A 26,116-nucleotide genomic window follows, 5' to 3' on the forward strand; every position below is an offset into this window, starting at 1 on the left:
GCGGCAGACTTGTCTGCTGCGGCAAATTCATTTTTTTGCAAAGGAGGAAAATTATGCCTACTTTTAATCAGTTGGTTCGGAAGGGAAGAAAGGTACAGCAGTACAAGTCTACCGCACCGGCACTGCAGAAGGGCTATAATGCCAAGAAGAAGATTACTACCGATCAGAGTTCTCCGCAGAAGAGAGGCGTGTGCACCGCAGTTCGTACTGCTACACCGAAGAAGCCGAACTCCGCTATGAGAAAGATTGCCAGAGTAAAGCTGACAAACGGTTATGAGGTAACTTCTTACATTCCGGGTATCGGTCACAACCTGCAGGAGCACAGCGTGGTTCTGATCCGCGGCGGTCGTGTAAAGGACCTGCCTGGTGTACGTTACCACATCATCCGCGGTACTCTGGACGCACAGGGCGTTGCAAACAGAATGCAGGCTCGTTCCAAGTACGGTGCGAAAAGACCGAAGGCTGGCAAGAAGTAAGATCTTTTTTCGATCTGCAACTTACCGACAAAAATCAGGGGCAGCGTGAAAACTGCTCCGGCGTAACAGGAAAACTGAGATCACCACGGGAACTGTGGAGATTTGAATATAGATTGGCACCAGTTCGGGTGCCGGCGTATTCCTCTCCATTGGCCCTACGGTCGGCGGAAATTCCGCCCGATTGAGTACCTGTGAATTCATGAATTATTGTGAAGGAGGGAAGCGAAAATGCCAAGAAGAGGTAAAATCGCAAAACGTGACGTGCTGGAGGATCCGATTTACAACTCCAAGCTCGTAACCCGTCTTATCAACAATGTAATGGTAGACGGCAAGAAGGGTGTTGCCCAGAAGATTGTTTACGGTGCATTTGATATTGTCGCTGAAAAGACCGGCAAGGACGCACTGGAAATGTTCCAGGAGGCTATGGACAACGTAATGCCTGTTCTGGAAGTTAAGGCTCGCCGTATGGGCGGTGCCACATATCAGGTTCCGATGGAAGTTCGTCCGGAACGCCGTCAGACTCTGGGACTGCGTTGGATCACCAAGTATTCCAGACTGCGGAACGAAAAGACCATGAAGGAGCGTCTGGCAGGAGAGATTCTCGATGCACTGAACAACACCGGCGGTGCCTGCAAGAAGCGTGACGATACACACAAGATGGCAGAAGCAAACAAGGCGTTTGCACACTACCGCTGGTAAGCACTTTGTGCTGCTGTATAAGGAGGATCATCTATGGCTAGAGATTGTTCCCTGGAAAAAACCAGAAATATCGGTATCATGGCTCACATCGATGCCGGTAAAACAACAACAACAGAACGTATTCTGTTCTACACCGGTATCAACCATAAGATCGGTGAAACCCACGAGGGTGCCGCAACTATGGACTGGATGGAACAGGAACAGGAACGTGGTATCACAATCACTTCCGCTGCAACAACTGCTCACTGGGCTGGTCACAGAATCAACATCATCGACACTCCGGGACACGTGGACTTCACTGTAGAAGTTGAGCGTTCTCTGCGTGTACTGGACGGTTCTGTTACCGTACTGTGTGCAAAGGGCGGTGTAGAACCGCAGACTGAAACTGTATGGCGTCAGGCTGATAAGTATCAGGTTCCGCGTATGGTTTATGTCAACAAAATGGACATCATGGGTGCTGACTTCTACAACGTTATCAACATGATGAAGGATCGCCTGAAGTGTAATGCTGTTCCGATCCAGCTGCCGATCGGTGCCGAGGACGAGTTCAAGGGCATCGTTGACCTGGTTGAGATGAAGGCTTATGTTTACTATGACGATCTGGGCAAGGACATCCGCGTAGAAGAAATTCCGGATGACCTGAAGGAAAAGGCTGAAGAATATCATCAGGAACTGATGGAACACGTTGCAGAGCAGGACGACGCTCTGATGGAAAAGTTCTTTAACGAAGAAGAAATTACCATCGACGAGATCAAGGCATGCATCCGTAAGTCCACCATCGCAAACAAGATGGTTCCGGTTACCTGCGGTACTTCTTATCGTAACAAGGGCGTACAGAAGCTGCTGGACGCTATCGTAGATTATATGCCGTCCCCGCTGGACGTACCGTCCATCAAGGGCGTAGATCCGGAAACCGGCGAGGAAGTGTTCCGTCATTCTTCCGACAGTGAACCGTTCGCTGCTCTGGCATTCAAGATCGCAACTGACCCGTTCGTTGGTAAGCTGTGCTTCTTCCGTGTATATTCCGGTACTGTCAATGCTGGTGCAACTGTCCTGAACGCTACCAAGGACAACAAGGAGCGTATGGGACGTATCGTACAGATGCACTCCAACCACAGAAAGGATATCGAAACTGTATACGCAGGCGATATTGCTGCCGTTGTTGGTCTGAAGAACACCACCACCGGTGATACTCTGTGCGACGAAAAGGCTCCGGTTATTCTGGAATCCATGGAATTCCCGGAACCGGTTATCCAGCTGGCAATCGAGCCGAAGACCAAGGCTGGTCAGGACAAGATGGGTATCGCTCTGGCAAAGCTGGCAGAAGAAGACCCGACCTTCCGTACCTGGACAGACGAGGAAACTGGTCAGACCATTATCGCCGGCATGGGCGAACTGCATCTGGACATTATCGTAGACCGTCTGCTTCGCGAATTCAAGGTAGAAGCAAACGTTGGTGCTCCGCAGGTATCCTATAAGGAAACCATCAAGGGTACTGCTGACGTGGACTACAAGTACAAGAAGCAGTCCGGTGGTTCCGGTCAGTACGGTCACGTTAAGATCCGTGTGGCTCCGAACGAATCCGGTAAGGGCTATGAGTTCATCAACAAGGTTGTCGGCGGTGCAATTCCGAAGGAATACATTCCGGCTGTTGACGCTGGTATCCGCGGTGCAATGCAGGCTGGTATTCTGGCTGGCTATGAAGTTGTAGACGTAAAGGTTGAACTGTACGATGGATCTTATCACGAAGTCGACTCCTCTGAAATGGCATTTAAGATTGCCGGCTCTATCGCTTTCAAGGAAGCAATGAAGCAGGCACAGCCGATTCTGATGGAACCGATCATGAAGGTTTCCGTTACTGTTCCGGACGATTACACTGGTACCGTTATCGGCGACCTGAGCTCTCGTCGTGGACAGATCCAGGGTCAGGAAGCTCGTCCGGGCTCTGTACAGGTAGACGCTCTGGTGCCGCTGTCTGAAATGTTCGGCTACACCAGCGACCTGCGTTCCAACACACAGGGCCGTGGTCAGTATGCTATGGAACCCCACAGCTATCAGGAAGTTCCGAAGAATATTGCTGAAAAGATCATGACAGACCGCAAGAAGTAATCTTTTTTGAAAAATTCTCTGTTTTTTTCAAAAAAGACTTGCAATTTGCTTTGAAATCTGGTACAATATGTGTAACACTTCTCGTAAGTGCATTACGCTGAATTAAAATTCATTATTGAGGAGGATTATTCCAATGGCAAAGGCTAAATTTGAAAGAACCAAACCGCATGTAAACATTGGTACCATTGGTCACGTTGACCACGGTAAGACCACTCTGACTGCTGCTATCACAAAGACTCTGGCTCTGAAGGGTCAGGCTCAGTACGAAGCTTACGATATGATCGATAAGGCTCCGGAAGAAAGAGAACGTGGTATCACAATCAACACCGCTCACGTTGAGTATGAAACTGACAAGCGTCACTACGCTCACGTTGACTGCCCGGGACATGCTGACTATGTTAAGAACATGATCACTGGTGCAGCTCAGATGGACGGTGCAATTCTGGTAGTTGCTGCTTCTGACGGCCCGATGGCTCAGACCAAGGAGCACATCCTGCTGGCTCGTCAGGTAGGCGTACCGGCAATCGTTGTATTCCTGAACAAGGCTGACCAGGTTGACGATCCGGAACTGCTGGAACTGGTTGAAATGGACGTTCGTGAAACTCTGAACGAGTACGACTTCCCGGGCGATGACACTCCGATCATCGTTGGTTCTGCTCTGGCTGCTCTGGAAGCTCCGGACGATCTGAGCGATCCGGCTTACAAGCCGATCATTGAACTGATGGACGCTGTTGACGAGTACATTCCGACTCCGGAACGTGACGATGCAAAGCCGTTCCTGATGCCGATCGAAGATACTATGACCATTTCTGGCCGTGGTACCGTTGTTACCGGTCGTGTAGAACGCGGAAAGCTGAACGTTAACGAACCGGTTGAAATCGTTGGTCTGTCTGAAGAAAAGCTGAACACCGTTGTTACCGGTCTGGAAATGTTCCGTAAGTCTCTGGACTTCGCAGAAGCTGGCGATAACGTTGGTGCACTGCTGCGTGGTATCACCCGTGACCAGGTTGAACGTGGTCAGGTACTGTGCAAGCCGGGTTCTATCCACCCGCACACCAAGTTCAAGGGTCAGGTTTACGTTCTGAAGAAGGAAGAAGGCGGCCGTCACACACCGTTCTTCAACAACTACAGACCGCAGTTCTATTTCAGAACTACTGACGTAACCGGTATCATCACTCTGCCGGCAGACGTTGAAATGTGCACACCTGGCGATAACGTTGAAATGGACGTTGAGCTGATTCAGCCGATCGCTATCGAAGAAGGTCTGCGTTTCGCTATCCGTGAGGGTGGTAGAACCGTAGGTTCTGGTGTCGTTACAGCAATTAACGAATAATTGAATCGCATTTTTGCGGTTTCTCTGAAAGAGGACGGGCTTCGGCTCGTCCTTTTTTGTTTGTGCAAGGTGTATAAAAAAAGCACATTTTTTCTGGCATATTTTTTTCGTTTTCTGCCGCTGCCGCCTTGCAATTTCGGGTTAGATACGGTATAATAATAACTAGCGGTGAAAAGTGGGGAGGATTCCCTGAAAGTGGAACGTTTTTCACGGAAAACCGCAGCTTCTTGCAGAAAGGCGGCGGCGTTTGTGGCTTCCCTCATGGGTACATATTATCATAATATTGACGCAAAGGGACGCATGAACTTCCCCACGAAACTGCGGGAGATTCTGGGCACAACATTTTATGTGACAAAGGGGCTGGATCAGCCCTGTCTGACGGTCTGCTCCGCTGCGGAGTGGGAACGCCTTGCCGCAAAAGTGGCTGCCATTCCGGAATCCAAGGGCGGACAGCTTCGGCGGTGGCTCTTTTCGGGAGCTGGTGTTCTGACACCGGATAAGCAGGGGCGTGTGCTGATTCCGCAGGATCTGCGGCAGTTCGCCGGACTGGAAAAAGATGTTGTGGTCATTGGTGCCAATACCAAGGCAGAGATCTGGGATCGGGCTCGGTGGGAAGCACTGAACGCCGCATGGGATCCCGGGGAAATGCTGCAAACGTTAGAAGAAATCGGATTTTAGGAGAAGCTTATGGATTTTGTACATATTCCCGTGCTGCTGCATGAGGTGCTGGAGGGACTGGCAATTCGTCCGGACGGCATTTATGTGGACGGAACCGTAGGCGGAGCCGGACATTCCACGGAAATTGCAAAGCGTCTGACGGCAGGCGGAAAACTGATCGGTTTTGACCGCGACCCTGATGCTGTGGAAGTTGCAACGCAGCGACTGGCACCTTATCCGGCAACGGTGGTGCACCACAATTATGATGAAATGGCAGAGGTGCTGACGGAGATGGGCGATGTGCCGGTGGACGGCGTGCTGCTGGATTTGGGAGTTTCTTCCCACCAGCTGGACGAGGAGTCCCGCGGTTTTTCCTATCATCACGATGCACCCCTGGATATGCGTATGAGCCAGACCGGCATGACGGCGGAAGATCTGGTCAATACGGCTTCGGAGGAGGAACTTTCCCGTATTCTCTATACCTACGGGGAGGAATCTTTTGCCCGCAGCATTGCCCGCAATATCGTCCGTGCCAGAGCCGAACAGCCCATTCATACCACGCTGGAACTGGCAGAGCTTATCAAAAGCGGTGTGCCGCAAAAGGTGCGTCGCATGAAAAATCCCTGTAAAAAGTCGTTTCAGGCGATCCGCATTGCGGTAAACGGGGAGTTCGAACATCTGGAAAACGGGCTGAAAGCGGCATTTTCCGTGCTGAAGCCGGGCGGCAGACTGGCGGTTATCACGTTCCATTCGCTGGAAGACCGCATGGTCAAGCGGCAGTTTGCCCAGTGGTGTCAGGGCTGTATCTGCCCGCCGGATTTCCCCCAGTGTGTCTGCGGCAGAACGCCGGAGGCGAAGCTGGTTTCCCGAAAGCCCATTGCACCCAGTGCGGAAGAAGTGGAACAGAACAGCCGCAGCCGTAGTGCAAAACTGCGGATTCTGGAAAGGAGTCGCTGATTCATGGCAGGAAACGCAAAAAAACAACCGGAAAAACCTGCGGAAACTGACAGCAAAAAGAGTACTTCCACCAGATTTTTGATGTTCCGGTTCAGCCCCGAAAAGCGGGGTGCTGCCATTAAGGTGTTTATCGCCGGCGTGCTGGCACTGTTGATGTTCAGTCAGGTCATCAGCAGCTATATGCAGCTGAACGAAGTCTATTCGTCCATCTCCGATGCCAACTCGGAACTGAGCAACCTCCGCAGCGAAAACGTGCGGATGCAGACGGAACTGGAGGGCAAGGCTTCCATTCGCAACATCAAGGATTACGCGGAAAATCATCTGGGGCTCCAGAAACTGGATCAGTCCCAGATTCAATATATTGAGATTCAGAAAGAGGATACCGTAGAGATCGATGGGGAGGAGCAGAATATTTTCGTTCGGCTCAAACACAAGTGTGAGGATATTTTAGCATATCTCCGTGGCTGACCGCCATACAATGAGATAGGCGGCAGACAGCGGCTTTTGCGGAATCACGATCCCCCATTTCTGCATGCGGGAAACACGCTTTATGCAGTGTTTTCTTAGGGGGTGTTGACACGATAATGATATGTGAATTTTGTGAGGTGATTTTTCTCCGTTCTAGGCAAAAATTCGCAGGCGTGCTTTCGCACGGCAAGGATTTTTAACGACGAACGGGGAAAAATCACCCCAAAAGACACGTGTCAGGCTTCGTGTCAACACACCCTAGGTTTGATTTTGCGGCAAGGCAGACTTGCTGCCGCAGAATGGGAAATTCCCGTCTTGGCAGGCGGTGGAAACAGGCGGGGTAATGGTAACGATTCCCTGCCTGATTCTATTTATAATGGTATGTCATCGGCGGCGAATGCCTGCCGGCAGAAGTTCATCGGGGTATCAGAAAACGGAGGTGTGCTGCACGTGGAGATGATCCATAAAAAGCGGAAAGAAAAAAAGGAAAAGAAAACAGAAGCAAAGCCTCGTTCTGCATCTGCGGTGATGCGTCGCCGGTCGGCGGTCTGCATGACCATTCTGGTGGTCTGCGGTGCAGCAGTTGCCGGAAAGCTGCTGAAAGTTTCGGTGGTGGATAACCAGAAGTACGAAACGCTGGCGAACAACTACCATTTCGGTACTATGACCCTGCGGGCGAACCGCGGTGCCATTTATGATGCCAACGGCACGGCACTGGCGTGGAGTGCAACGGTGTACAACGTGTACATCGACCCCAAACAATATCAGGACGAAATGGACGCGATCGAAAAGGCAAACGCCAAAAAGGAAGAAACTGCGGCGAAGAATAACGAAGAAGCGGCAAATCTGGTGGACGTGGATCAACTGAAGCAGTCCATCACCACATTTCTGGTGGAAACGCTGGGCATCGATCGGGCTGAGCTGGAGGAATCCTATACCAAAAGCGGCCGCTACTACGTGCTGAAAACCCAAGTGGAAAAAGATGTGGCGGACGAGATCACCACATATTTCGATAAACTGAAGTTGTCCTTTATCGGCGAGGAGGCGACCACACGGCGGTACTATCCCCAGAATGAACTGGCAGCCGCAGTTATCGGCTTCACCAACGGCGACGGCGACGGACAGTATGGTCTGGAATATCAGTACAACGACTACCTCTCCGGCGTGGACGGCAGAATCATTTCGGCACAGAGTGCCAACGGCGAGGAAATGCCCTACCGGTATTCCACCACCTATGATGCGGAGGACGGTGCGTCCCTGTATCTGACACTGGACTCCACCTTGCAGTACTATCTGGAAAAGAGCATGTCGGAAATGGTGGAGAAATTCGAGGTCAACGACCGTGCCACCGGCATCATCATGAACCCGAAAACCGGTGCGATCTACGCCATGGCGACCTGCCCGTCTTTCGACCTGAACAATCCCTCGGAGATCTACGATCCCGTTGTGGCGGCACAGCTGAAAGAATTGCCGGAATCGGAGTATCAGGACGCATATCTGGAAGCCAGAGAAAAACAGTGGCGGAACAAGTCGATCAGTGAGATCAACCCGCCGGGTTCTACCATCAAAATTGTAACTTCGGCATCGGCGTTTGAGGAAAACCTGATCGATCTGAACAGCGACACGTTCTTCTGCTCCGGCTATTTGCAGGTACAGGACGCGAAAATCGGCTGCTCGCTGCGTTCCGGTCACGGCTCGCAGACGTTCACACAGGCACTGACTAACTCCTGCAACCCTGCCTTTATGGAAATTGGTCTGCGGCTGGGCGTGCAGAAGTTCAGCTATTATTTGCAGGGCTTCGGTCTGACGGAAAAGACCGGCATCGATCTGCCGGGCGAGGTTTCCAGCGTGGTCGTACCTGAGGATAAAATGACACAGGTCGATCTGGCTTCCGGTGCATACGGACAGACCAACGAAACCACGGCATTGGAACTGATTACCGCGTACTCTGCGGCGATCAACGGCGGCTATGTGGTTGAACCGTATGTGGTAGACCATGTAATAGACAGCAGCGGCAATACCGTGCTGCAAAATACCAGAACGGTGAAGCGGCAGATCGTTTCGGAAGAAACCTCTCAGACCATGCGGGAACAGCTGGAGGCAGTCGTTTCCTCCAACCCCTCTCACAATGCCTATATTCAGGGCTATCGCATCGGCGGTAAGTCCGGTACAGCGGAAATTCGTGCCACCAGAGACATCGAAGATGACTATGTGGCATCGTACTGCTGCTTTGCACCGGCGGAAGATCCGGAACTCATTATGCTGATTCAGGCGGACTATCCGAATCCGGAAATCGGCTACTACGGTTCCAAGGTCGTAACGCCCTATGCACAGGAGATCATGGAAGAAATTCTTCCGTACATGGGCTTCTATCCGGAGTATACTGACGAGGAAGCCAAGGAAATGAACGTCAGTGTTCCGCTGCTGCAAGATGCAACGCTGGATACGGCGAAATCCACACTGGAACAGCTGGGGCTGACGTATGAAGTTGTCGGCAGCGGTTCTTCTGTGGTTTCCCAGTCCCCGACGACCGGCACCAGCGTAGTCAAGGGCGGCAAGGTGCTGCTGTATACCGAGCAGAATGCAACACCGGATCTGGTTTCCGTACCGAATCTGGTGGGCATGACGGCTTCACAGGCGAATGAAACCATGGCATACTATGGCTTGAACTACGCTCTGGTGGGTGCTTCTGCCAGCAGCGAGGGTGCACTGGTCAAGAGCCAGTCCGTACCGGAGGGCACCCAGATCCAGCGTGGTTCGTCAGTGACTTTGACACTGTCCGCCGGTGAGGCAACGGACTGATCGTTATAGATAAAGGAATCACTGAATAAAGCCCGCCTGACGGCTTTACACGCAATCTGCGTGCAGATTTTCCGTCATATTGCCCAGAAATCCCTTGCCATACGACAGTATGCCTGCGGAATTTCTATGCAATCTGCCGAAAAATCTGACTACGCATCTTACGCACAAGCTTTATTCAGTGTTTCCATAGATGTAAATTTGAGAATCATGCCTTCACACACAGAAAGGATGAGAGAAATGCAATTGTATACGCTTTTGGAAGACAATGCGAAAACCAGTCTGGAGAATCTGGAGATCACCGGACTGACGGACGATTCCAGAAAGGTGCAGTCCGGTATGGTGTTCGCCTGCATTCGGGGTGAACGCTTTGACGGACACACTGCCGCAGCGGAGGCTCTGGAAAAGGGAGCCGCGGCGGTTCTGGTAGATCATGATCTGGGACTGGGCGACCGGCAGATCCTCACCGAGGACACCCGTGCCCTGTACGGAAAACTCTGTGCCGCATGGTTCGGGCATCCGGAACGGAAAATGCGTTTCATTGGTGTCACCGGTACCAACGGCAAGACCACGATCACCAATCTCATCAAGCATATTCTCACGGAAAACGGCAGAAAAGTGGGGCTGATCGGTACCATTCAGAACGAGATCGGGGACGAGATCGTCCACACCGACAACACCACGCCGTTTGTCTACGACCTGATGGCTCTGTATGCGAAAATGGCAGAGGCTGGCTGTGATGATGTGGTCATGGAGGTTTCTTCTTTCGGGCTGGTGCAGCAGCGGATCGGCGAAACCCATTTCGCGGCGGCGGTGTTTACCAACCTGACGCAGGATCACCTGGACTATCACGGCACCATGGAAAATTATTATCAGGCAAAGAAACTGCTGTTCAGCCGGTGTGATACGGCAGTGATCGATACAGACGATGACTACGGCAAGCGGCTGTACAGCGAAGTGACCTGCCCGAAAATCGCCTATGGCAGCAGTAATCAGGCAGATTTCTACGCCGATGCCATTAAGCTGCGAGCAGACGGCACCAGCTTCTGGCTGTGCTGCGGTGGAAAGTCCTATCCGGTAGACCTGCACCTGACCGGCATGTTCAACGTGTCCAATGCACTGGCAGCGGTGGCTGCATGCTGTGCCGTGGGTATGTCGGTGGACGATGTCCGCAAGGCTCTGGAAACCTGCACCGGTGTGCGGGGCCGCTGCGAAGTGATCCCCACCGGACGGGACTTCACCGTGATTTGCGACTATGCCCACACGCCGGACGCTGTGGAAAATATTCTCCGCAGTGTCAAGGAATACACCAAAGGCAGACTGATCTGTCTGTTCGGCTGCGGCGGCAACCGCGATGCCACAAAGCGTCCGAAAATGGCAAAGGCTGCGGCGAAGTATGCTGATTTTCTGGTGGTCACTTCCGACAACCCCAGAGATGAGGAGCCGGAGGCGATCATTGCCGACATTCTCGCCGGACTCACTGACAGCGATGTGCCCTATGAGGTCGTAACAGACCGAAAGGAAGCCATTCTGCGGAGCATGCAGCTGGCACAGCCGGAAGATGTCATTGTGCTTGCCGGAAAAGGCCATGAGGATTATCAGGTACTGAAAGGCGGCGTACATATTCATATGGACGAACGGGAAATCGTGCGGGAGTGCCTGCCGCTGGTACCGAAGCGATAAATAGGACTGGGGGATATATTGTACATGAAACCTTGGAAATTGTCAGAGTTGGAAGCGGTGCTGCACTGTGCTGTGCCGGTAGAGGCAGAGATCACCTGTGTCAGCACAGACACCCGTGACCTGCCGGCAGGCTGTCTGTTCGTGGCACTGCGTGGGGAAAAATTTGACGGCCACGCTTTTGTGGAACAGGCGATCGCGGCGGGAGCCGTGGCAGCCGTCACAGACCGGCAGGTGGGGGACTGTCCCTGTCTGGTGGTGAAGGACACCGGTCGGGCATTGCAGCAGATCGCACGGTTCTATCGGGAGAAATTTCACCCGATTCTGGTGGGCATCACCGGCAGCGTGGGAAAGACGACCACCAAGGAAATGATCGCCTGCGTACTGGAATCCCAGTTCTGCACTCTGAAAACACAGGGCAATCTGAACAACGAGATCGGACAGCCGAAAACACTGCTGGGGCTGGAGGACTGTCATCAGGCGGCAGTCATTGAAATGGGCATGTCCCACTTCGGCGAGATCAGCCGCATGGCACGGACAGCCGAACCCAGCATTGGTGTCATTACCAACATCGGCTATTCCCACATCGAAAACCTCAAGACACAGGAGGGGATCCGGCAGGCAAAGCTGGAGATCCAGGACGGCATGGCGGCAGATGCTCCGCTGGTGGTCAACGGCGATGATCCGCTGCTGGCACCGCTGAAGCGGGAGCTCTCCCGTCCGGTCATCACCTACGGCATGCACAGCGAAAAGGCTGATGTCCGTGCGGCAGACGTGGAGCGAAAGGCACAGTCCACCAGCTTTTCCATTCTGGCACAGGACGGCAGCACCTATCCGGTGGAACTGCCCTGTGCCGGTGACCACAACGTAATGAATGCCCTTGCGGCGTTCTGCGTGGGACGGCTGGCAGGCATTGCACCGGAACAGATCTGCAAGGGTCTGGAGCAGTATCACACCGTAGGACTGCGGCAGAATATTTACCGGCGGGGTGCATATACCATTATTGCAGACTGTTATAATGCCAGCCCTGACTCCATGAAAGCAGCTCTGACTGTGCTGCGGGATCTGCCGTGCAAGGGCAGACGAATCGCCGTGCTGGGGGATATGCTGGAACTGGGCGAAATGTCCCGCCAGCTGCACACACTGGTAGGCGATATGGCAGCAGAAAGTGAAGTGGACGCTCTGTTCTGCTACGGGAAAGAATCTTTTTATCTGGCACAGCGTGCCGCAATGCAGGAAGTTGCCGTGTATCACACCGAGGACAAACGGGAACTCTGCCGCGTGATCCGGCAGTATCTCCGTCCCAATGATGTGATCTTGTTCAAGGCAAGCCGCGGCATGCACCTAGAGGATTGTATCGATGTGATTTTTGAGCAGGAGGAGGACGCAGATCATGCCGTTCTGGATTAACATATTGGTGGGACTGCTGGCGTTTGTCGTGGCAGCCCTCGGAGGAAAAGCACTATTGCCGTGGCTGCACAAGCTGAAATTCGGGCAGCCCATTAAGGTGGACTTCGGTCCCAGCTGGCACGCCAACAAGCAGGGTACGCCTACGATGGGCGGACTGCTGTTCATTTTCGGCAGCATCATTGCCACCGCGGTGGGCTATGCCCTGTACCGCTTTTTCGGTACCACCGATTTCGTTTCCACATTCAGTAATCGGGAGGCACTGCGGCTGTTGAGCTGCATGATCTTCTGCCTGCTGTTCGGCGTGATCGGCTTTATCGACGACTTCGCAAAGGTTGCCAAGAAGCAGAACGAGGGGCTGAAGCCTATGCAGAAGATCGTACTGCAAGTGGTGGCAGCAGTGCTGTGGCTGGCGGCAATGTACTGGCTGGGCGATCGGGACACCCATATTGATCTGGGCTTTGTCCGGTTCAACATCTCGTGGTTCTACTATCCGCTGATGGTGCTGGTAATTCTGTACCTGACCAATGCGGTGAACCTGACTGACGGCGTGGACGGTCTGTGCGGCACGGTGACACTGGTGGCAATGCTGATCTTTACCCTGATTTGCAGCAAGCTGCAAATGGGCTGCTACACCCTGTTTACCATGGCACTGGCAGGCGGCTGTCTGGGCTTTCTGGTGTGGAACCTGCACCCGGCGAAGTGCTTCATGGGGGACACCGGCTCGATGTATCTGGGTGCCTCTGTGGCAGCTATCGGACTGGCAAGCCACCAGCACCTGAGCATGATCCTGGTGGCTCTGGTGTACATTCTGGAAGCACTGTCCGTTATGATCCAGGTGACTTATTTCAAGTATACCAAGAAGAAGTACGGCGAAGGCCGCCGCATCTTCAAGATGACACCGATCCACCATCACTTTGAGATGAGCGGATTCAGTGAGTATAAAATTGTGATCACATTTTCGCTGTTCGGTGCAGTTACCGGACTGTGCGGACTGCTGCTGGTACTGCTGTAAGGCAGAAGGAGGTTCTATATGGCGGAAAAAGAAACTGCCGGAAAAAAACGCAGACTGGGGGATATGCAGCTTTTCTGGAGGCGTGGGGTACAGTACGGGGAAGTCGATCTGCCGTTTTTCCTCATTGTCATTGCACTGCTGGTCATGGGCATTGTCATGATGTTCTCCGCCAGCTATGCGTGGGCAATTGCCGAGGGAAAAGAGGGTTCTTACTATGCCGTCAGCCAGATGAAAAATGCCGGACTGGGTCTGGTGCTGATGCTGTTTTTGTGCATGGTGGACTATCATTTCTTTCAGAAAAAACTGATCGCGATCGGTGCGTATGTGCTGCCGCTGATCCTGCTGGTCATGGTGTTTATTCCGGGAATCGGCGTTACTGACGGCGGTGCGACCCGCTGGATCGCCATTGGCAGTTTCAACTTTCAGCCTTCGGAAACCATGAAGATCGGCATGGTGATCTTCTACTCCTATGTCATCACCAAGAACTATGACAACATGCGGTATTTCCTGCGGGGCATGCTGCCGATGCTGCTGGCACTGCTGGTACCTGCGGCACTGCTCATCAAGGAACCGCACATCTCTGCAACGGCTCTGATCGTCATGACTTGTATCATTCTGATTTTTGTGGGCGGTGTCAATCTCAAGCAGTTTCTGCTGATCGGTGTTATCGGTGCGGCAGGTGCTCTGCTGTTGGTTTCGATCATGTCCCGCAACTACGACTACATTCAGAAGCGTATCCAGTCATGGGTAGATCCGTTTGCAGACAGTCAGGGCAATACATGGCAGACCTGTCAGTCCCTGATCGCCATTGGCTCCGGCGGACTGTTCGGTCTGGGACTGGGGGAATCCCGCCAGAAGTATCTGTACCTGCCGGAAACCAAAAACGACTTTGTATTCTCTATCGTCTGCGAGGAACTGGGGCTGGTGGGAGCACTCACAGTAGTGCTGCTGTTTACCCTGCTGGTCATTCGCGGATTCTATATTGCTATGCGTGCCAAGGATAAGTTCGGCATGTTAATGGCAATTGGTCTGACATCTCATATCGGACTACAGGCATTTTTCAACATTGCGGTTGTCAGCAACCTGATCCCCAATACGGGTATCAGTCTGCCCTTTTTCAGCTACGGCGGCACGGCGTTGATCTTGCAGCTGGCGGAAATGGGCATTGTCCTGAACATCTCCCGTGTACGGTATCAGTCGCCCCAGCGGGTACCGGCAGCGGAGAGAGCACCACAGGCAGAAGTACAGCTGCAGGGAGGTAACGCGTGAAAGTATTATTAGCAGGAGGCGGCACCGGCGGTCATATCAATCCGGCACTTGCCATTGCCTCGATCATCAAAAAACATGACCCGTCCGCAGAGTTCCTGTTTGTGGGAACGCCTAACGGCATGGAGGCACGTCTGGTGCCGGCGGCGGGGTATCCGATGGAAACCATGCATGTGGCAGGCTTTCAGCGGAAGCTGACGCTGAAAAATATTCGCCGGAACTGTAAGGCGGTGTATTATCTGGCAACTTCGCAGCACCGTGCCAAGCAGATCCTGAAGCAGTTCCAGCCGGACATTGCCATTGGCACCGGCGGCTATGTGGCAGGACCGATCCTCCACGCCGCAGCCCGCATGGGGATTCCCTGTGCCATTCACGAGCAGAACGCATTCCCCGGTGTCACCAACAAGATGCTGGCAAAGGAAGTAGACCACGTGATGCTGACTGTGGAAAAGGCGTTGGAATTCTTCCACCTGAACTGTCCGTATACCGTCACCGGTCTGCCGGTGCGTGGCGGCATTTCCGGCATGGACAGAGCCGCAGCACGGAAGCAGCTGGGCTTTGATGACGGTATGTGCATTCTCTCGTTCGGCGGCAGTCTGGGAGCAGGCTGCATCAACGAAGCAATGGCAAAGGTGATCCCGTGGCACGTGCAGAAGGGGCTGTCGATCAACCACATTCACGGCTACGGCGGCATGGGAAAGGAAACCTTCCCCAAGGCAATGGCTGCGGCAGGCATTCCGCTGAAAGGCGACCGTCTGCGAATCACGGAATACATCAATGACATGGACGTTTGTCTGGCGGCGGCAGATCTGGTCATCTGCCGTTCCGGTGCGTCCACGCTGGCGGAACTGGAGGCTGCCGGACGGGGTTCCATTCTGATCCCGTCCCCCATCGTCACCGGCAATCACCAGCTGCACAACGCCAATGTGCTGGGCGATGCCGGTGCGGCTGTGGTCATTGAACAGAAGGACGTTTCGCCGGAACGCATCATTGCAGAAGTGGAACAGCTCTATGCCGATCGGGAACGCCTGACGGAAATGGGGCACAAGGCGAAGTCGCTGGAAATTGCAGACACGGACGACCGCATCTGGAACGTGGTCGCCCAGCTATATCAGAAAGCAAAATCCAAGTAAGACCGCGGGAAACACTGTAGAAAGCCCGCCTGCCTGCACATTTCACCAATTCTGTCGAAACTGCATACACTGAAAATAAAAAGAGGTGATGCAGTTTGCAAAAACTGGTGATTGAGGGCGGCAAACCGCTGGAGGGAGAAATTTTTCTCCATGGGGCAAAAAACAGTGCCCTGCCCATTCTGGCGGGAACACTGCTTTGTGACGGCGAAACGGTTCTGGAAAATTGTCCCCGCCTGACAGATGTGTTTGCGGCATGCCGGATCCTGACGCATCTGGGCTGCCGGTGCACCGTGCAGGAACATACCGTGACAGTACAGGTGCGGGACTTGTGTGCGGATACGATCCCCGAAGTGCTGATGCAGGAGATGCGGTCTTCGATCATTTTTCTGGGGGCTGTGCTGGGACGCTCCGGCAGCTGTCATCTTTCCTATCCCGGCGGCTGTGAGTTGGGTCCCCGTCCCATTGATATGCACTTAGATGCCCTGCGGCAAATGGGTGCACATTTTTCTGTACATGGGGGACAGCTGGACTGCACCGTACCGGAGGGACTGCACGGAGCAGGCATACACCTGCCGTTCCCCTCGGTGGGGGCTACGGAAAATGTCATGCTGGCGGCGGTGCTGGCAGAGGGCAGAACGGTGCTGCATAATGCGGCAAGAGAACCGGAGATCTGCGATCTGGCGGCATTCCTGCGAGGCTGCGGGGCAGACATCTCCGGCGACGGCGAAAGCACCATTGTGATCTCCGGTGTCCGGAAGCTGCGGGGCAGCCGTCATACGATCATGCCCGACCGCATTGCCGGTGTGACCTATCTGGGGGCGGCGGCAATTACCGGCGGGACGCTGTGCCTGCGTGGTGTCAGCACTCAGCCTATGGAGAATATGCTCCCTGTGCTGGAACAGATCGGCTGTCGGGTATTTCCAGAACCGGATCGGCTGCACCTGCTGGCACCGCGGCGGCTGCGGGCGGTGCCGTTTCTCCGCACCATGCCCCACCCCGGCTTTCCCACTGACGCACAGGCGATTTTTATGGCAATGCTGAGTCTGGCGGACGGTGTCAGCGTGCTGGAAGAAAACATCTTCGAGAACCGCTATCGTCATGTGGACGCTCTCGTGAAAATGGGGGCGAAAATTCGCGTGTCCGGCAGAATTGCCGTAGTTACCGGTGTGCGTTCTCTTAGCGGTGCTTCCGTTGCCGCCACTGATTTGCGGGGCGGAGCTGCCATGGTGCTGGCGGGGCTGGGAGCACAGGGGAAAACAGAGGTGCGGCAGATCGCACACATTGACCGCGGATATGAGGCGATCGAGCAGACATTGCAGGGCGTTGGGGCAAAAATTTTCCGCGTGGAAACTGCCCCTGTATCGGAATCCGCCGGCAGAACAGACACCAAAACGTGTCGGATAGAAAAGAAGTGAGGAGCAGAAGTCATGCAGGACGTGGAAAAAACAGAGATCCAGAGCCAGACCAGTTCGAAACGCCGCCGCCGCCGGAATCGGTTCCGACCGCTGTACGGGCTGCTGGTGGCAATTCTGGTGATTGGTGTGGGTGTGTCGCTGTCGATGACAGTGTTCTTTAATATTGAGCAGATCGTCGTTGCCGGAGATGCCGACCAGCCGTATCAAAAAAACGACGTGGTAAAGGCTTCCGGTGTACATACCGGTGACAATATGATGCGGCTGAACCGCGAAACGGTCAAGGAAAACATTCTGAGCCGGCTGATCTTTGTGGACAGCGTTTCGATCCAGAAGGACTTCCCCGACCGGCTGGTCATCACCATTGAACCCAGCAAGGCGGCGTTTAATGTGACGGATTCCAGCGGTACGCTGCAAGTCAGTGCCGCCGGAAAAATTCTGGTCAGCGGTCCGGACAGTGATCCGTCCCTGCCGACGATCACCGGCTTCGAAGCTTCCGTGCGGGAGCCGGGGAAAACGCTGGCATCGCGGGACAGCCAGAAGGACAAGATCTTTCAGTCCCTGTCCGAACGGATCGCCAAGGGGCTGGACTGTCCGGTGACTTCCATCGACCTCACAGATAAATACAACATCAACCTGATCTTTGACGGCAGAGTGTCCTTTCAGCTGGGAAACTGGAGCGATATGGACTATAAGATCACGCTGGCGGAAACTGTGCTGGGACAGCTGTCCCCCGACAAGGTGGGCTATCTCTCTATGGTGGGCGACCACCAGTGTTCCTATCGGGACAAGGAGGCGGTGGAACAGCAGACCACGGCACCGCTGCAAACCACTGCAACGGACGAATACGGAAATCCTGTGACGGAAACCGACGAATACGGCAATCTCGTTACCACAGAAACCCAGACAGAAACCACAACAACAGCGGCAGGCTGGCAGTAACGAAAATGTCCTTACGGAATCTGTATGAAATTGTGAAATTCAGGCGGATTTTCCCTTAAAATCTTGTGGGAAAGGGAAAAACCCGATTTATTTCAAAAAAAAGCTTGCAATGCTTTCGGAAATGTGTTAAAATAATAAGTGTATTTCTAAAGAAGGTATCCGTATGTGCGGAAGACGGACGATGCGGAAAATATACAGCGTACCACAGAAGTTCTTGTAGGAGGAAATGTTGAGATGACTGATTTTATCTATGAAGATGCGTTTGATCCCGATGTAAATATTAAGGTGATCGGTGTCGGCGGCGGCGGCGGCAACGCCCTGAACTGCATGGCATCTTCTGATGTACATGACATCGAGTATATTGCAGTCAATACTGACGCAAAAGCATTGAATAATTCCAAGGCAACCACCAAGATCCAGATCGGTTCGAAACTCACCAGAGGCCGCGGTGCCGGCAACAAGCCGGAAGTTGGACAGAAAAGTGCAGAGGAAAACAAAGACGAGATCGAAGCAGCTCTGAAAGGTGCTGACATGGTATTCATCACTGCCGGCATGGGCGGCGGTACCGGTACCGGTGCGGCTCCGGTCGTTGCACGTCTGGCACAGGAAGCCGGCATTCTGACTGTTGCAGTTGTCACAAAGCCGTTTGCGTTTGAACGGGAACAGAAGATGTTACAGGCAGAAAGAGGTATCGCAGAACTGCGGAAGTATGTGGATTCCCTGATCGTGATCCCGAATGAAAAGCTGCTGGAAGGTCTGGACAAGCCCCTGACCATGCGGGAATCTTTCGCACTGGCAGATGACGTGCTGAAGACTGGTGTCAAGAGCATTTCCGATCTGATCGTAGAAGAAGGCTACATCAATCTGGACTTCGCAGACGTTTCCACCATTATGAAGGGTGCCGGCTATGCCCACATGGCAATCGGTCACGGCTCCGGCAAGGACAAGGCAAAGGAAGCTGCCAACGCTGTTATCGCAAGTCCGCTGCTGGAAACTTCGATTGCCGGTGCAAAGCGTCTGTTGATCAACATCGCAATGAGCGAGGACATTATGTCTACCGACGTAGATGTTGCCACCAAGATGATTACCGACAAGGCGGCAGAAGATGTGGAATTCATCTTCGGTACGGCATTCAAGGAAGACATGCAGGACGAAATGGTGATTACTGTAATTGCGGCTGGTTTCGATATGGTAGATCCGGACGCTCCGGAAGAGGAAGAAGCACCGGAGGAAGAAGCTGCTCCGGCAGAAGAACCGATTCCGGTAGATAACCCGCTGGTAGATGACGTTAAAGTCAGCGGCAGCACACCGAATCCGGCACCGGCACAGCCGGCAGCTGCTCCGAAGCAAGAAGCACCGCAGCAGCAGTCCAAGCCGGTAGATGACGACCTGATGGCAATCTTCAACATTCTGGATCGCCGCTAAGCACAACTGGATACGATTTACAAAATCCCCGCTGTGGAAAAGCAGCGGGGATTTTTTGGTTTTGTCAAAAACGCCCCGAAAAGCAGTGACCTTTCGGGGCGTTGATTGCCTAAGGAAACACTGCATAAAGCCCGCCTGACGGCTTTGCACGCAATCTGCTTGCAGATTTTCCGTCATATTGCCCAGAAATCCCTTACCATACATACAGTATGCCTGCGGAATTTCTATGCAATCTGCCGAAAAATCTGACTACGCATCTTACGCACAAGCTTTATTCAGTGTTTCCCTAAGATTGAAAATTGCCTTTACTTGGCGGCGGCTTCCTGTCCTTCTTCTACGAGGGCGAAGTCTACGTTGCCGCTGTTGACATCGATTTTCGTGCACTGTACCCGCACGGTGTCGCCCAGACGGTAGCATGCACTGCCCTGTTCTTCCTTGAAAGCAATGCTGTCGTCGTTGATCCAGTCGCTTTCCGGCAGGGTGGAAACGTGTACCAGACCTTCTACGGTGTTGGGCAGAGCCACGTAGAAGCCGAAGTCGGTCACGCCGGCAATGATGCCGTCGAAAATTTCGCCCAGATGCTGCTGCATGTACTCTGCCTTGTAGCAGTCGTCGGCGTTGCGTTCAATGGTAATGGCACGTACTTCGGTGTCGCTGGAACGCATGGAAGCTTCGATCACGAAAGCATCGTACTTTTCGTGCATCGCTTCGGCGTTGGGGTTCTCGCAGTAGTTGCTGAGGATCCGGTGAATTGCCAGATCGGGATAGCGGCGGATCGGGGAAGTGAAGTGGGCATAGTCTTTCAGTGCCAGACCGAAGTGTCCGATCGCTTCCGGAGCATAGGCTGCCTTTGCCATGGAACGCAGCACCATGACATTCAGAACCGGATACAGTTCAGTACCTCGTGCGTTGTCCAGAATCTCCGCCAGATGACGGGGCTTGATGTCGGTGAATACCGGCACTTCGACACCCAGCCGCAGCAGGACCTGTTCCAGACGCTCGATCTTTTCCGGAGAGGGCTTGTCGTGCACACGATAGACAAAGGGCAGGTTCTTTTCCCGTGCCATTTTTGCGGCAGCTTCGTTTGCCAGCAGCATCATTTCCTCGACGATGCACTCGCTCTTGCCCCGTTCCCGTGCCACAACGTCCACGCAGACACCCTCGTCATTGATGACCAGTGCACCCTCTGCGGTTTCCAGTTCCGGAGCACCGCGGCGTTTCCGTTCCCGCAGGCGAATGTCGCACAGTTCGTCCATCAGCGGGATCATGTGCTGAACAGCTTTGTACTTTTCCAGCAGCTCCGGAGAAGCGGTGCCGGCGAGGATTTCGTTGACCTCGCTGTAAACGCCCTTGACAGCGGAACGGATCACAGTCTTCCGGAACTCGTACTTGACGATCTCGCCGTTTTCGTCCAAGTCCATCAGGGCGGAGAATGCCAGACGGTCTTCGCAGGGGTTCAGGGAGCAGATGCCGTTGGACAGGCTGGTGGGCAGCATGGGAATGACGCGGTTTGCATAGTAGATGCTGGTGCCGCGATCCAGAGCTTCGTTGTCCAGCGGGGTGTGCGGGCGGACGTAGTGGGAAACGTCTGCGATGTGCACACCCAGACGGTAGCCGGTTTCGGTCTTTTCCAGAGAAACGGCATCGTCCAGATCCTTGGACTTGGCACTGTCAATGGTGAAGATCGGGGTTTCCCGCAGGTCCAGACGCTTTGCGTATTCCTCCTGCGGAATGGGAGCATTTGCCAGCTGGTCGGCTTCGGCAACGACTTCTTCCGGAAAGTCCACGTTGACACCGCGAACGGCAACCATTGCTTCGGCACAGACGCTTGCACGGGTGCAGACACCAAAGCTGAACACGATCTTGACCTTGTGCTCGGCGTGCCGCTGACCGCGGTAAACCACTTCTGCCAGCACCTTTTCGCCCTCGTGATAGATCACGCTGTCCTTTCGCTGGATCTGAATGGGAGTCTTGGACATGGAGTCCGCACGGAACATCAGCTTGCCGTTGTCCTCAATGATAACGCCGGTCATCTTGCTGTCTGCTTCCTCCAGAATCGCCAGCACTTCGCCTTCAGGCTTGCCGCTGCGGGAGGGAATGTTGCCGATGAGGACACGGTCCCTGGTCATGGCACCCTGTAAGAACTTGCCGGGGATAAACACGTCCTGAGCCCCTTCTTCTTCGGGACGGGCAAAGCCGAATGTGCGGCTCAGCCGGACGATCGTTGCCGGATAGTAGCCCATGTTTGCGGAGGAAACATAGCCGCGGCGGCGTTCACAGATCGCACCCTCTTTGCAGAGTTCCTGCACCGCTTTGCGGAAATTGGCAGCCCCGCCGCGGTTGGTGCGGCACTTGGTAGCCAGATCGCGGTCGCTGACCGGTGTGCGGCCGCTTTTCTTCAGGATCGTCATGATCTTCTTGCGGTAGCTGTCGATCGTTTCAGCCCCGCCCAGTTGGGTATTAGCCATAAAATAAAAATCCTTTCACTTCTGCCGCCCTGTGCGGCTTTCTCATTGCTGTTGTTTTTCTGACGATATTGCCGAATGTGCAGAAAGAAGATGTGCAGTCAGAAAAAAGTCCTGTACTTGTGCTGTTCCGGACGGAAAACACATAAGAGCCTGTTCCGCCTAGATAACCTAGAATCGAAACAGGCTCCTGAAGCACAGGACGATCTGCCGTTTACTTGGTCAGCAGCGGCATTACAATATCCATAAACAGAATCAAAACAAAGAAAACGACTGAGCAGATGAATGTGATCTTCTTCAGACGTGCTTCCTTTGTGCGTCCGCGGTTTTTGTCATAGAACGAATCGTTGCTTGCACCAGTCAGTGCAGCAGTGGCGTTCTGCGGCTTCTGCTCCTGCATCATGCAGATAATAATCAGAACAACGCTGATCAGCAGTACCACAGCACCAACAATGATTTCCAGTACGCTCATGGGAAAGTCCCTCCTCCCGTCTAGTTTCGAGTACACAAAGCGGCAGCATAACAGCGGCGGCTTCGTGCTGAACGATGCAGAAACCTGCAAACATTCATTATCTTTCACATTATACCACATTCCCGAAAAAAAAGCAAGCCCTTTTCAGAAAAAAATCCCACATGTCAAGAAAAATAAAATTGCCTCCCTTGAAAAGGGAGGGGGACCGCCGATAGGCGGTGGAGGGGTTCTTTGTGGAATCTTTTGCTTCATGTATCAGGTTTTACAGAAGTACCCCTCAGTCACCTGCGGTGACAGCTCCCCTAAAGGGGAGCCTATGCACAAAAGTGAGAGTCTGAATAAAATCAGCCTCCCCTGAAAGGGGAGGGGAACCGTCGTCAGACGGTGGAGGGGTTCCTACGTGGAATCTTTTTCTTAATGTGTTGGGTTTCACGGAAGTACCCCTCAGTCACCTGCGGTGCCAGCTCAGCACAAGGCACGCCCTGCGGGTGCCCTTTCAGGGGAGCCTGTTTTGAAAAGGGTGCCTGAATACCGCCGCAAGCATGTTTTCACTCCTCGCCGCATACACTGAAACGAATGCAAGACCATGTGACAGGAGGAAATTGATATGACCAAAAAAGAACAACTGCCTGCACCCACCGGACACCACAACCTCATTCTGGAAGATCGTGCCAAGCTGACGCTGACGGGTGTGACTGATGTGGACTGCTTTGATGAACGCATGATCAATCTGTTCACGGGGCTGGGGGAGCTGACCATTAAGGGGCGGAATCTCCACATCAATGATGTCAGCGTGGAAACCGGCGACATGACCATTACCGGCGACATCTGGCTGCTGCAATACGGGGAAAAGGATCGCCGCGGTCCGCTGTCCCTGCTGGGAAAGCTGTTCCGATGATGCAGCTGGAAACTTTTTTCACCGTGCCGGAACAGACACGGCTGCTGATCTTTGCGGTGCTGCTGGGGATCCCGCTGGGCGTGGTGTTCGATGTGCTGCGGACGCTCCGGCTGCTGCTGCCCCATGGCAAGCTGGCGGCGGCTCTGGAAGATGTGGCGTTCCTGCTGCTGTGGGCGGGAGCACTGCTCTGTTTTTCCACCGTGCTGGCACGGGGAGAATTCCGCGGCTATTATGTCATGGGCAGCGTGCTGGGATTTTTGCTGTACCGCTGTACGCTGGGCTGCGTCACAGTGCCCCTTCTGGGACGGGTTCTGGCGGGGATTTTCGGCAGTTTGCGGCGGCTGTTTCGCCCGTTTTTCCACGGTGTCGTGCGTATTTGCACTCCGTTGCACCGGAAATTTGGACATTTCGCCAAACTTTTTCGAAAAGCATCTTTTTTTTCGCATTTACCCTTGCAGAGAGATAGAAAAATGTTGTATAATGATAGTGGAATTTTGAAACGAAAGGCGGCGTTATCATGGCAGAGGAAACAAAAACGGAAAAAAAGCGGTCACGCTTGATCTTTCGGATCATCAGCCGGACAGCGGTAGTTCTTGCGATCGCCGGCTGTACCATCAGCATTGTGTCGAATCAGTCCAGCATCGCGGAAAAGAAAACGGAACTGGAACAGGTGCAGAAGCAGATCGACGATCTCACCGCGGACAACGAGGATTTGCAGCGGATCCTCGAAAGCGGCGATATTGACGGCTATATGGAGCGTCTGGCACGGGAAGAATACAACTATGCTTATCCGGACGAGTACCGGTTCTATGACACATCCAGAAACTAGGGCAAAACCGCACAAAGAGCGTCTGGCGACTTTGCACGCCATCTGCTTGCAAATTTCCCGTCATATTTCACAAAAATTCTCGTGAATACAGCAAGTATTCACTCCGCTTTTTGTTTCATCTGACGAAAAATTTGATGACGCATCTGTCGCACAATCTTTGTGCGGTATTGCCCTAGGAAAACACCCAGCAATGAAATGCGAGAGAAAGGGATACGGAGTTACATGCAGGTCGAAATCGGAAAAATTTATGAGGGAACAGTAAAAAATATCACCAAGTATGGTGCATTTGTGGAGCTGCAAATGCCGGAGGAGGAAAAGGTGATGGGCATGGTGCACATCTCTGAGATCTCCCGCAGCTATGTCAACGAGATCCGCGATTTCGTGACAGAGGGGCAATCGGTACGTGTCAAGGTGATCGGCACCAATCCACAGGGGAAGATCAGCCTTTCCATGAAGCAGGCGGAAGAAAACAAAGAGCACGGCGGCAGACGCAGTGACTCTGACCACGCTCCCCGCGGAGAACGCGGCGGCAAGCCGTTCCGCGGAAACGGTGACGGACAGCAGTCCCGTCCGCCCCGCCGCAGCAAGCCCAACGTCTGGGAGCCGAAAAAGCGGCAGGATCCCTCTGAAATGTCTTTCGAGGATATGCTTTCCCGCTTCAAGCAGACCAGCGAGGAACGCATGTGTGACATCAAGCGTGGAACCGAACGCAAAAATCGTTCGAAGCGGAAGTGAGAAAAATATTCCCTGAAAAAGAACCAGCGGCAGCCCGACACGGCTGCCGTTTTGTGTTGCCTTTCATAAAACTGTACATATTGTCAGAAAAGCCGCCGGCAAAACTGGGGGAAATGCCGGTTTTCCCAAGGGTTTCAAGATTTCTGAGGATAGATATTGACAATTCTGCCGTTTTCCGATATAATAAGAAAAGTGCAGTGCGTGCCGTCAACGGGTGCGTGCCGCACTTCCTGAGCAATAGCAAACTGAATAATTTCACGGATTGATAGGGGAATGCGTATTGAAGCCGGTACCTTTTGAGCAACTACCGGATCAGGAGCTTGTGCTCCTGGCGAGAAATGACCGTGGGGCAATGGAATCGCTGGTGAAACGCTATACCGGTGCCGTCTGGCATCAGGTGCGGCAGTTTCAGGGCATTTCTGAACCGGAGGATCTCGCACAAGAGGGCTTTTTGGGTCTGATTTCTGCGGTATGTCGGTATGATTTCATGCGTGGCGTACCTTTTTCTGCCTATGCGGGCAAATGCATTACAAACAGCATTGTATCTGCGTTGCGGCACTGCCGCAATTTACCGTTACCTGTGGGGGCATCGGACATGCCTCCGCTTTCTCAGGTACAGGACACCGCCCTGCCGCCGGATTCTGTGGTACAGAGCCGGTCACAGGCGGCGGAGATGTTCTGTGCAATGGTGAACCGCTTATCCCGGCGGGAATATCAGGTTTGCATGCTGATCTACGGAGGAGCGTCCTATGCACAGGCTGCGGAACAGCTCGGAATCTCTGTAAAATCAGTGGATAATGCACTGCAGCGTGCCCGACGAAAACTTCATTCGGAAGGCGTTTTGCAGTAATTGCACCGGGATTCTCCGGACGGTATCCTGCCGCCGGAACATTTTTCATGGAACAGCCGGAAAGACCATTCCGGCACGAGGAATCCCAA

General features: G+C 53.5%; 23 protein-coding genes. 21 read left to right on the forward strand and 2 right to left on the reverse strand.

What is annotated here, in order from left to right; translation table 11 throughout:
* Nucleotides 1-53: 53 nt before the first annotated feature.
* From rpsL to ftsZ, 16 genes are all read left to right on the forward strand, one after another.
* Entirely contained in the window at nt 54-476 is a 423-nt protein-coding gene (rpsL, locus tag DXB92_RS06505) for a 30S ribosomal protein S12 (protein WP_021682586.1), read from the forward strand.
* A 228-nt stretch (nt 477-704) separates the two neighbouring features.
* The gene (rpsG, locus tag DXB92_RS06510) at nt 705-1,175 is read left to right on the forward strand and encodes a 30S ribosomal protein S7 (RefSeq protein WP_021682585.1); all 471 of its coding nucleotides are present in this window, start codon (nt 705-707) and stop codon (nt 1,173-1,175) included.
* Nucleotides 1,176-1,208: 33 nt separating this feature from the next.
* Nucleotides 1,209-3,284: an elongation factor G gene (fusA, locus tag DXB92_RS06515; RefSeq protein ID WP_021682584.1), complete on the forward strand. Its 2,076-nt coding sequence runs from the start codon at nt 1,209-1,211 to the stop codon at nt 3,282-3,284.
* 133 nt (nt 3,285-3,417) lie between these two features.
* Nucleotides 3,418-4,617 (forward strand): elongation factor Tu, encoded by a 1,200-nt coding sequence (tuf, locus tag DXB92_RS06520; RefSeq protein ID WP_021682583.1) that lies wholly within the window; start codon nt 3,418-3,420, stop codon nt 4,615-4,617.
* A gap of 195 nt (nt 4,618-4,812) precedes the next feature.
* Nucleotides 4,813-5,295, forward strand: a complete 483-nt coding sequence (mraZ, locus tag DXB92_RS06525; RefSeq protein ID WP_242986610.1) for a division/cell wall cluster transcriptional repressor MraZ — start codon at nt 4,813-4,815, stop codon at nt 5,293-5,295.
* Between the two features lie 9 nt (nt 5,296-5,304).
* Complete coding sequence (gene rsmH, locus DXB92_RS06530) at nt 5,305-6,231, forward strand: 16S rRNA (cytosine(1402)-N(4))-methyltransferase RsmH (protein ID WP_117733256.1); 927 nt, start codon at nt 5,305-5,307, stop codon at nt 6,229-6,231.
* A 3-nt stretch (nt 6,232-6,234) separates the two neighbouring features.
* The gene (locus DXB92_RS06535; protein WP_021682580.1) at nt 6,235-6,699 is read left to right on the forward strand and encodes a hypothetical protein; all 465 of its coding nucleotides are present in this window, start codon (nt 6,235-6,237) and stop codon (nt 6,697-6,699) included.
* Between the two features lie 315 nt (nt 6,700-7,014).
* Nucleotides 7,015-9,501, forward strand: a complete 2,487-nt coding sequence (locus DXB92_RS06540) for a penicillin-binding transpeptidase domain-containing protein (protein WP_117733257.1) — start codon at nt 7,015-7,017, stop codon at nt 9,499-9,501.
* A gap of 237 nt (nt 9,502-9,738) precedes the next feature.
* The gene (locus DXB92_RS06545) at nt 9,739-11,181 is read left to right on the forward strand and encodes a UDP-N-acetylmuramoyl-L-alanyl-D-glutamate--2,6-diaminopimelate ligase (RefSeq protein ID WP_040647780.1); all 1,443 of its coding nucleotides are present in this window, start codon (nt 9,739-9,741) and stop codon (nt 11,179-11,181) included.
* Nucleotides 11,182-11,205: 24 nt separating this feature from the next.
* Nucleotides 11,206-12,588: a UDP-N-acetylmuramoyl-tripeptide--D-alanyl-D-alanine ligase gene (gene murF / locus DXB92_RS06550; protein ID WP_117733258.1), complete on the forward strand. Its 1,383-nt coding sequence runs from the start codon at nt 11,206-11,208 to the stop codon at nt 12,586-12,588.
* Nucleotides 12,572-13,600, forward strand: coding sequence for a phospho-N-acetylmuramoyl-pentapeptide-transferase (mraY, locus tag DXB92_RS06555; protein ID WP_021682576.1), 1,029 nt, complete (start codon nt 12,572-12,574; stop codon nt 13,598-13,600). The genes murF and mraY overlap by 17 nt, the downstream gene beginning before the upstream one ends.
* An 18-nt stretch (nt 13,601-13,618) precedes the next feature.
* Complete coding sequence (gene ftsW / locus DXB92_RS06560; RefSeq protein WP_242986611.1) at nt 13,619-14,869, forward strand: putative lipid II flippase FtsW; 1,251 nt, start codon at nt 13,619-13,621, stop codon at nt 14,867-14,869.
* Complete coding sequence (gene murG, locus DXB92_RS06565) at nt 14,866-15,999, forward strand: undecaprenyldiphospho-muramoylpentapeptide beta-N-acetylglucosaminyltransferase (RefSeq protein WP_117733259.1); 1,134 nt, start codon at nt 14,866-14,868, stop codon at nt 15,997-15,999. Before ftsW ends, murG begins: the two co-directional genes overlap by 4 nt.
* Nucleotides 16,000-16,094: 95 nt before the next feature.
* Nucleotides 16,095-17,414 carry a UDP-N-acetylglucosamine 1-carboxyvinyltransferase gene (gene murA / locus DXB92_RS06570; protein WP_117733260.1) on the forward strand — a complete coding sequence of 440 codons (1,320 nt, stop codon included), beginning with the start codon at nt 16,095-16,097 and terminating at the stop codon, nt 17,412-17,414.
* A gap of 12 nt (nt 17,415-17,426) precedes the next feature.
* A complete protein-coding gene (locus DXB92_RS06575) occupies nt 17,427-18,353 on the forward strand; it encodes an FtsQ-type POTRA domain-containing protein (protein WP_117733261.1) in 927 nt (308 codons plus the stop codon).
* 234 nt (nt 18,354-18,587) lie between these two features.
* On the forward strand, nt 18,588-19,778 hold the full coding sequence (gene ftsZ, locus DXB92_RS06580) for a cell division protein FtsZ (RefSeq protein ID WP_040647795.1): 1,191 nt from the start codon (nt 18,588-18,590) through the stop codon (nt 19,776-19,778).
* Nucleotides 19,779-20,083: 305 nt separating this feature from the next.
* On the opposite strand, the gene rnr is transcribed toward ftsZ, so the two are convergent.
* Both rnr and secG read right to left on the reverse strand, forming a co-directional pair.
* Complete coding sequence (gene rnr / locus DXB92_RS06585) at nt 20,084-22,246, reverse strand: ribonuclease R (RefSeq protein WP_021682570.1); 2,163 nt, start codon at nt 22,244-22,246, stop codon at nt 20,084-20,086.
* Nucleotides 22,247-22,457: 211 nt separating this feature from the next.
* A complete protein-coding gene (secG, locus tag DXB92_RS06590) occupies nt 22,458-22,715 on the reverse strand; it encodes a preprotein translocase subunit SecG (protein WP_021682568.1) in 258 nt (85 codons plus the stop codon).
* A gap of 607 nt (nt 22,716-23,322) precedes the next feature.
* On the opposite strand from secG, the gene DXB92_RS06600 reads away from it, so the two are divergent.
* From DXB92_RS06600 to DXB92_RS06620, 5 genes are all read left to right on the forward strand, one after another.
* Nucleotides 23,323-23,613, forward strand: a complete 291-nt coding sequence (locus DXB92_RS06600) for a YabP/YqfC family sporulation protein (RefSeq protein ID WP_021682566.1) — start codon at nt 23,323-23,325, stop codon at nt 23,611-23,613.
* Nucleotides 23,610-24,173 carry a spore cortex biosynthesis protein YabQ gene (gene yabQ / locus DXB92_RS06605; protein ID WP_117733263.1) on the forward strand — a complete coding sequence of 188 codons (564 nt, stop codon included), beginning with the start codon at nt 23,610-23,612 and terminating at the stop codon, nt 24,171-24,173. The genes DXB92_RS06600 and yabQ overlap by 4 nt, the downstream gene beginning before the upstream one ends.
* Nucleotides 24,131-24,442 carry a septum formation initiator family protein gene (locus DXB92_RS06610; protein ID WP_051343782.1) on the forward strand — a complete coding sequence of 104 codons (312 nt, stop codon included), beginning with the start codon at nt 24,131-24,133 and terminating at the stop codon, nt 24,440-24,442. Before yabQ ends, DXB92_RS06610 begins: the two co-directional genes overlap by 43 nt.
* Before the next feature lie 222 nt (nt 24,443-24,664).
* The gene (locus tag DXB92_RS06615) at nt 24,665-25,177 is read left to right on the forward strand and encodes a S1 RNA-binding domain-containing protein (RefSeq protein WP_040647778.1); all 513 of its coding nucleotides are present in this window, start codon (nt 24,665-24,667) and stop codon (nt 25,175-25,177) included.
* Between the two features lie 280 nt (nt 25,178-25,457).
* Nucleotides 25,458-26,027, forward strand: coding sequence for a sigma-70 family RNA polymerase sigma factor (locus tag DXB92_RS06620; RefSeq protein ID WP_147330030.1), 570 nt, complete (start codon nt 25,458-25,460; stop codon nt 26,025-26,027).
* Nucleotides 26,028-26,116 lie beyond the last annotated feature (89 nt).

Origin of the sequence: Ruminococcus sp. OM06-36AC (assembly GCF_003438725.1) — a bacterium.
In the GTDB taxonomy this organism is placed as follows: Bacteria; Bacillota; Clostridia; order Oscillospirales; family Ruminococcaceae; genus Ruminococcus_C; species Ruminococcus_C callidus.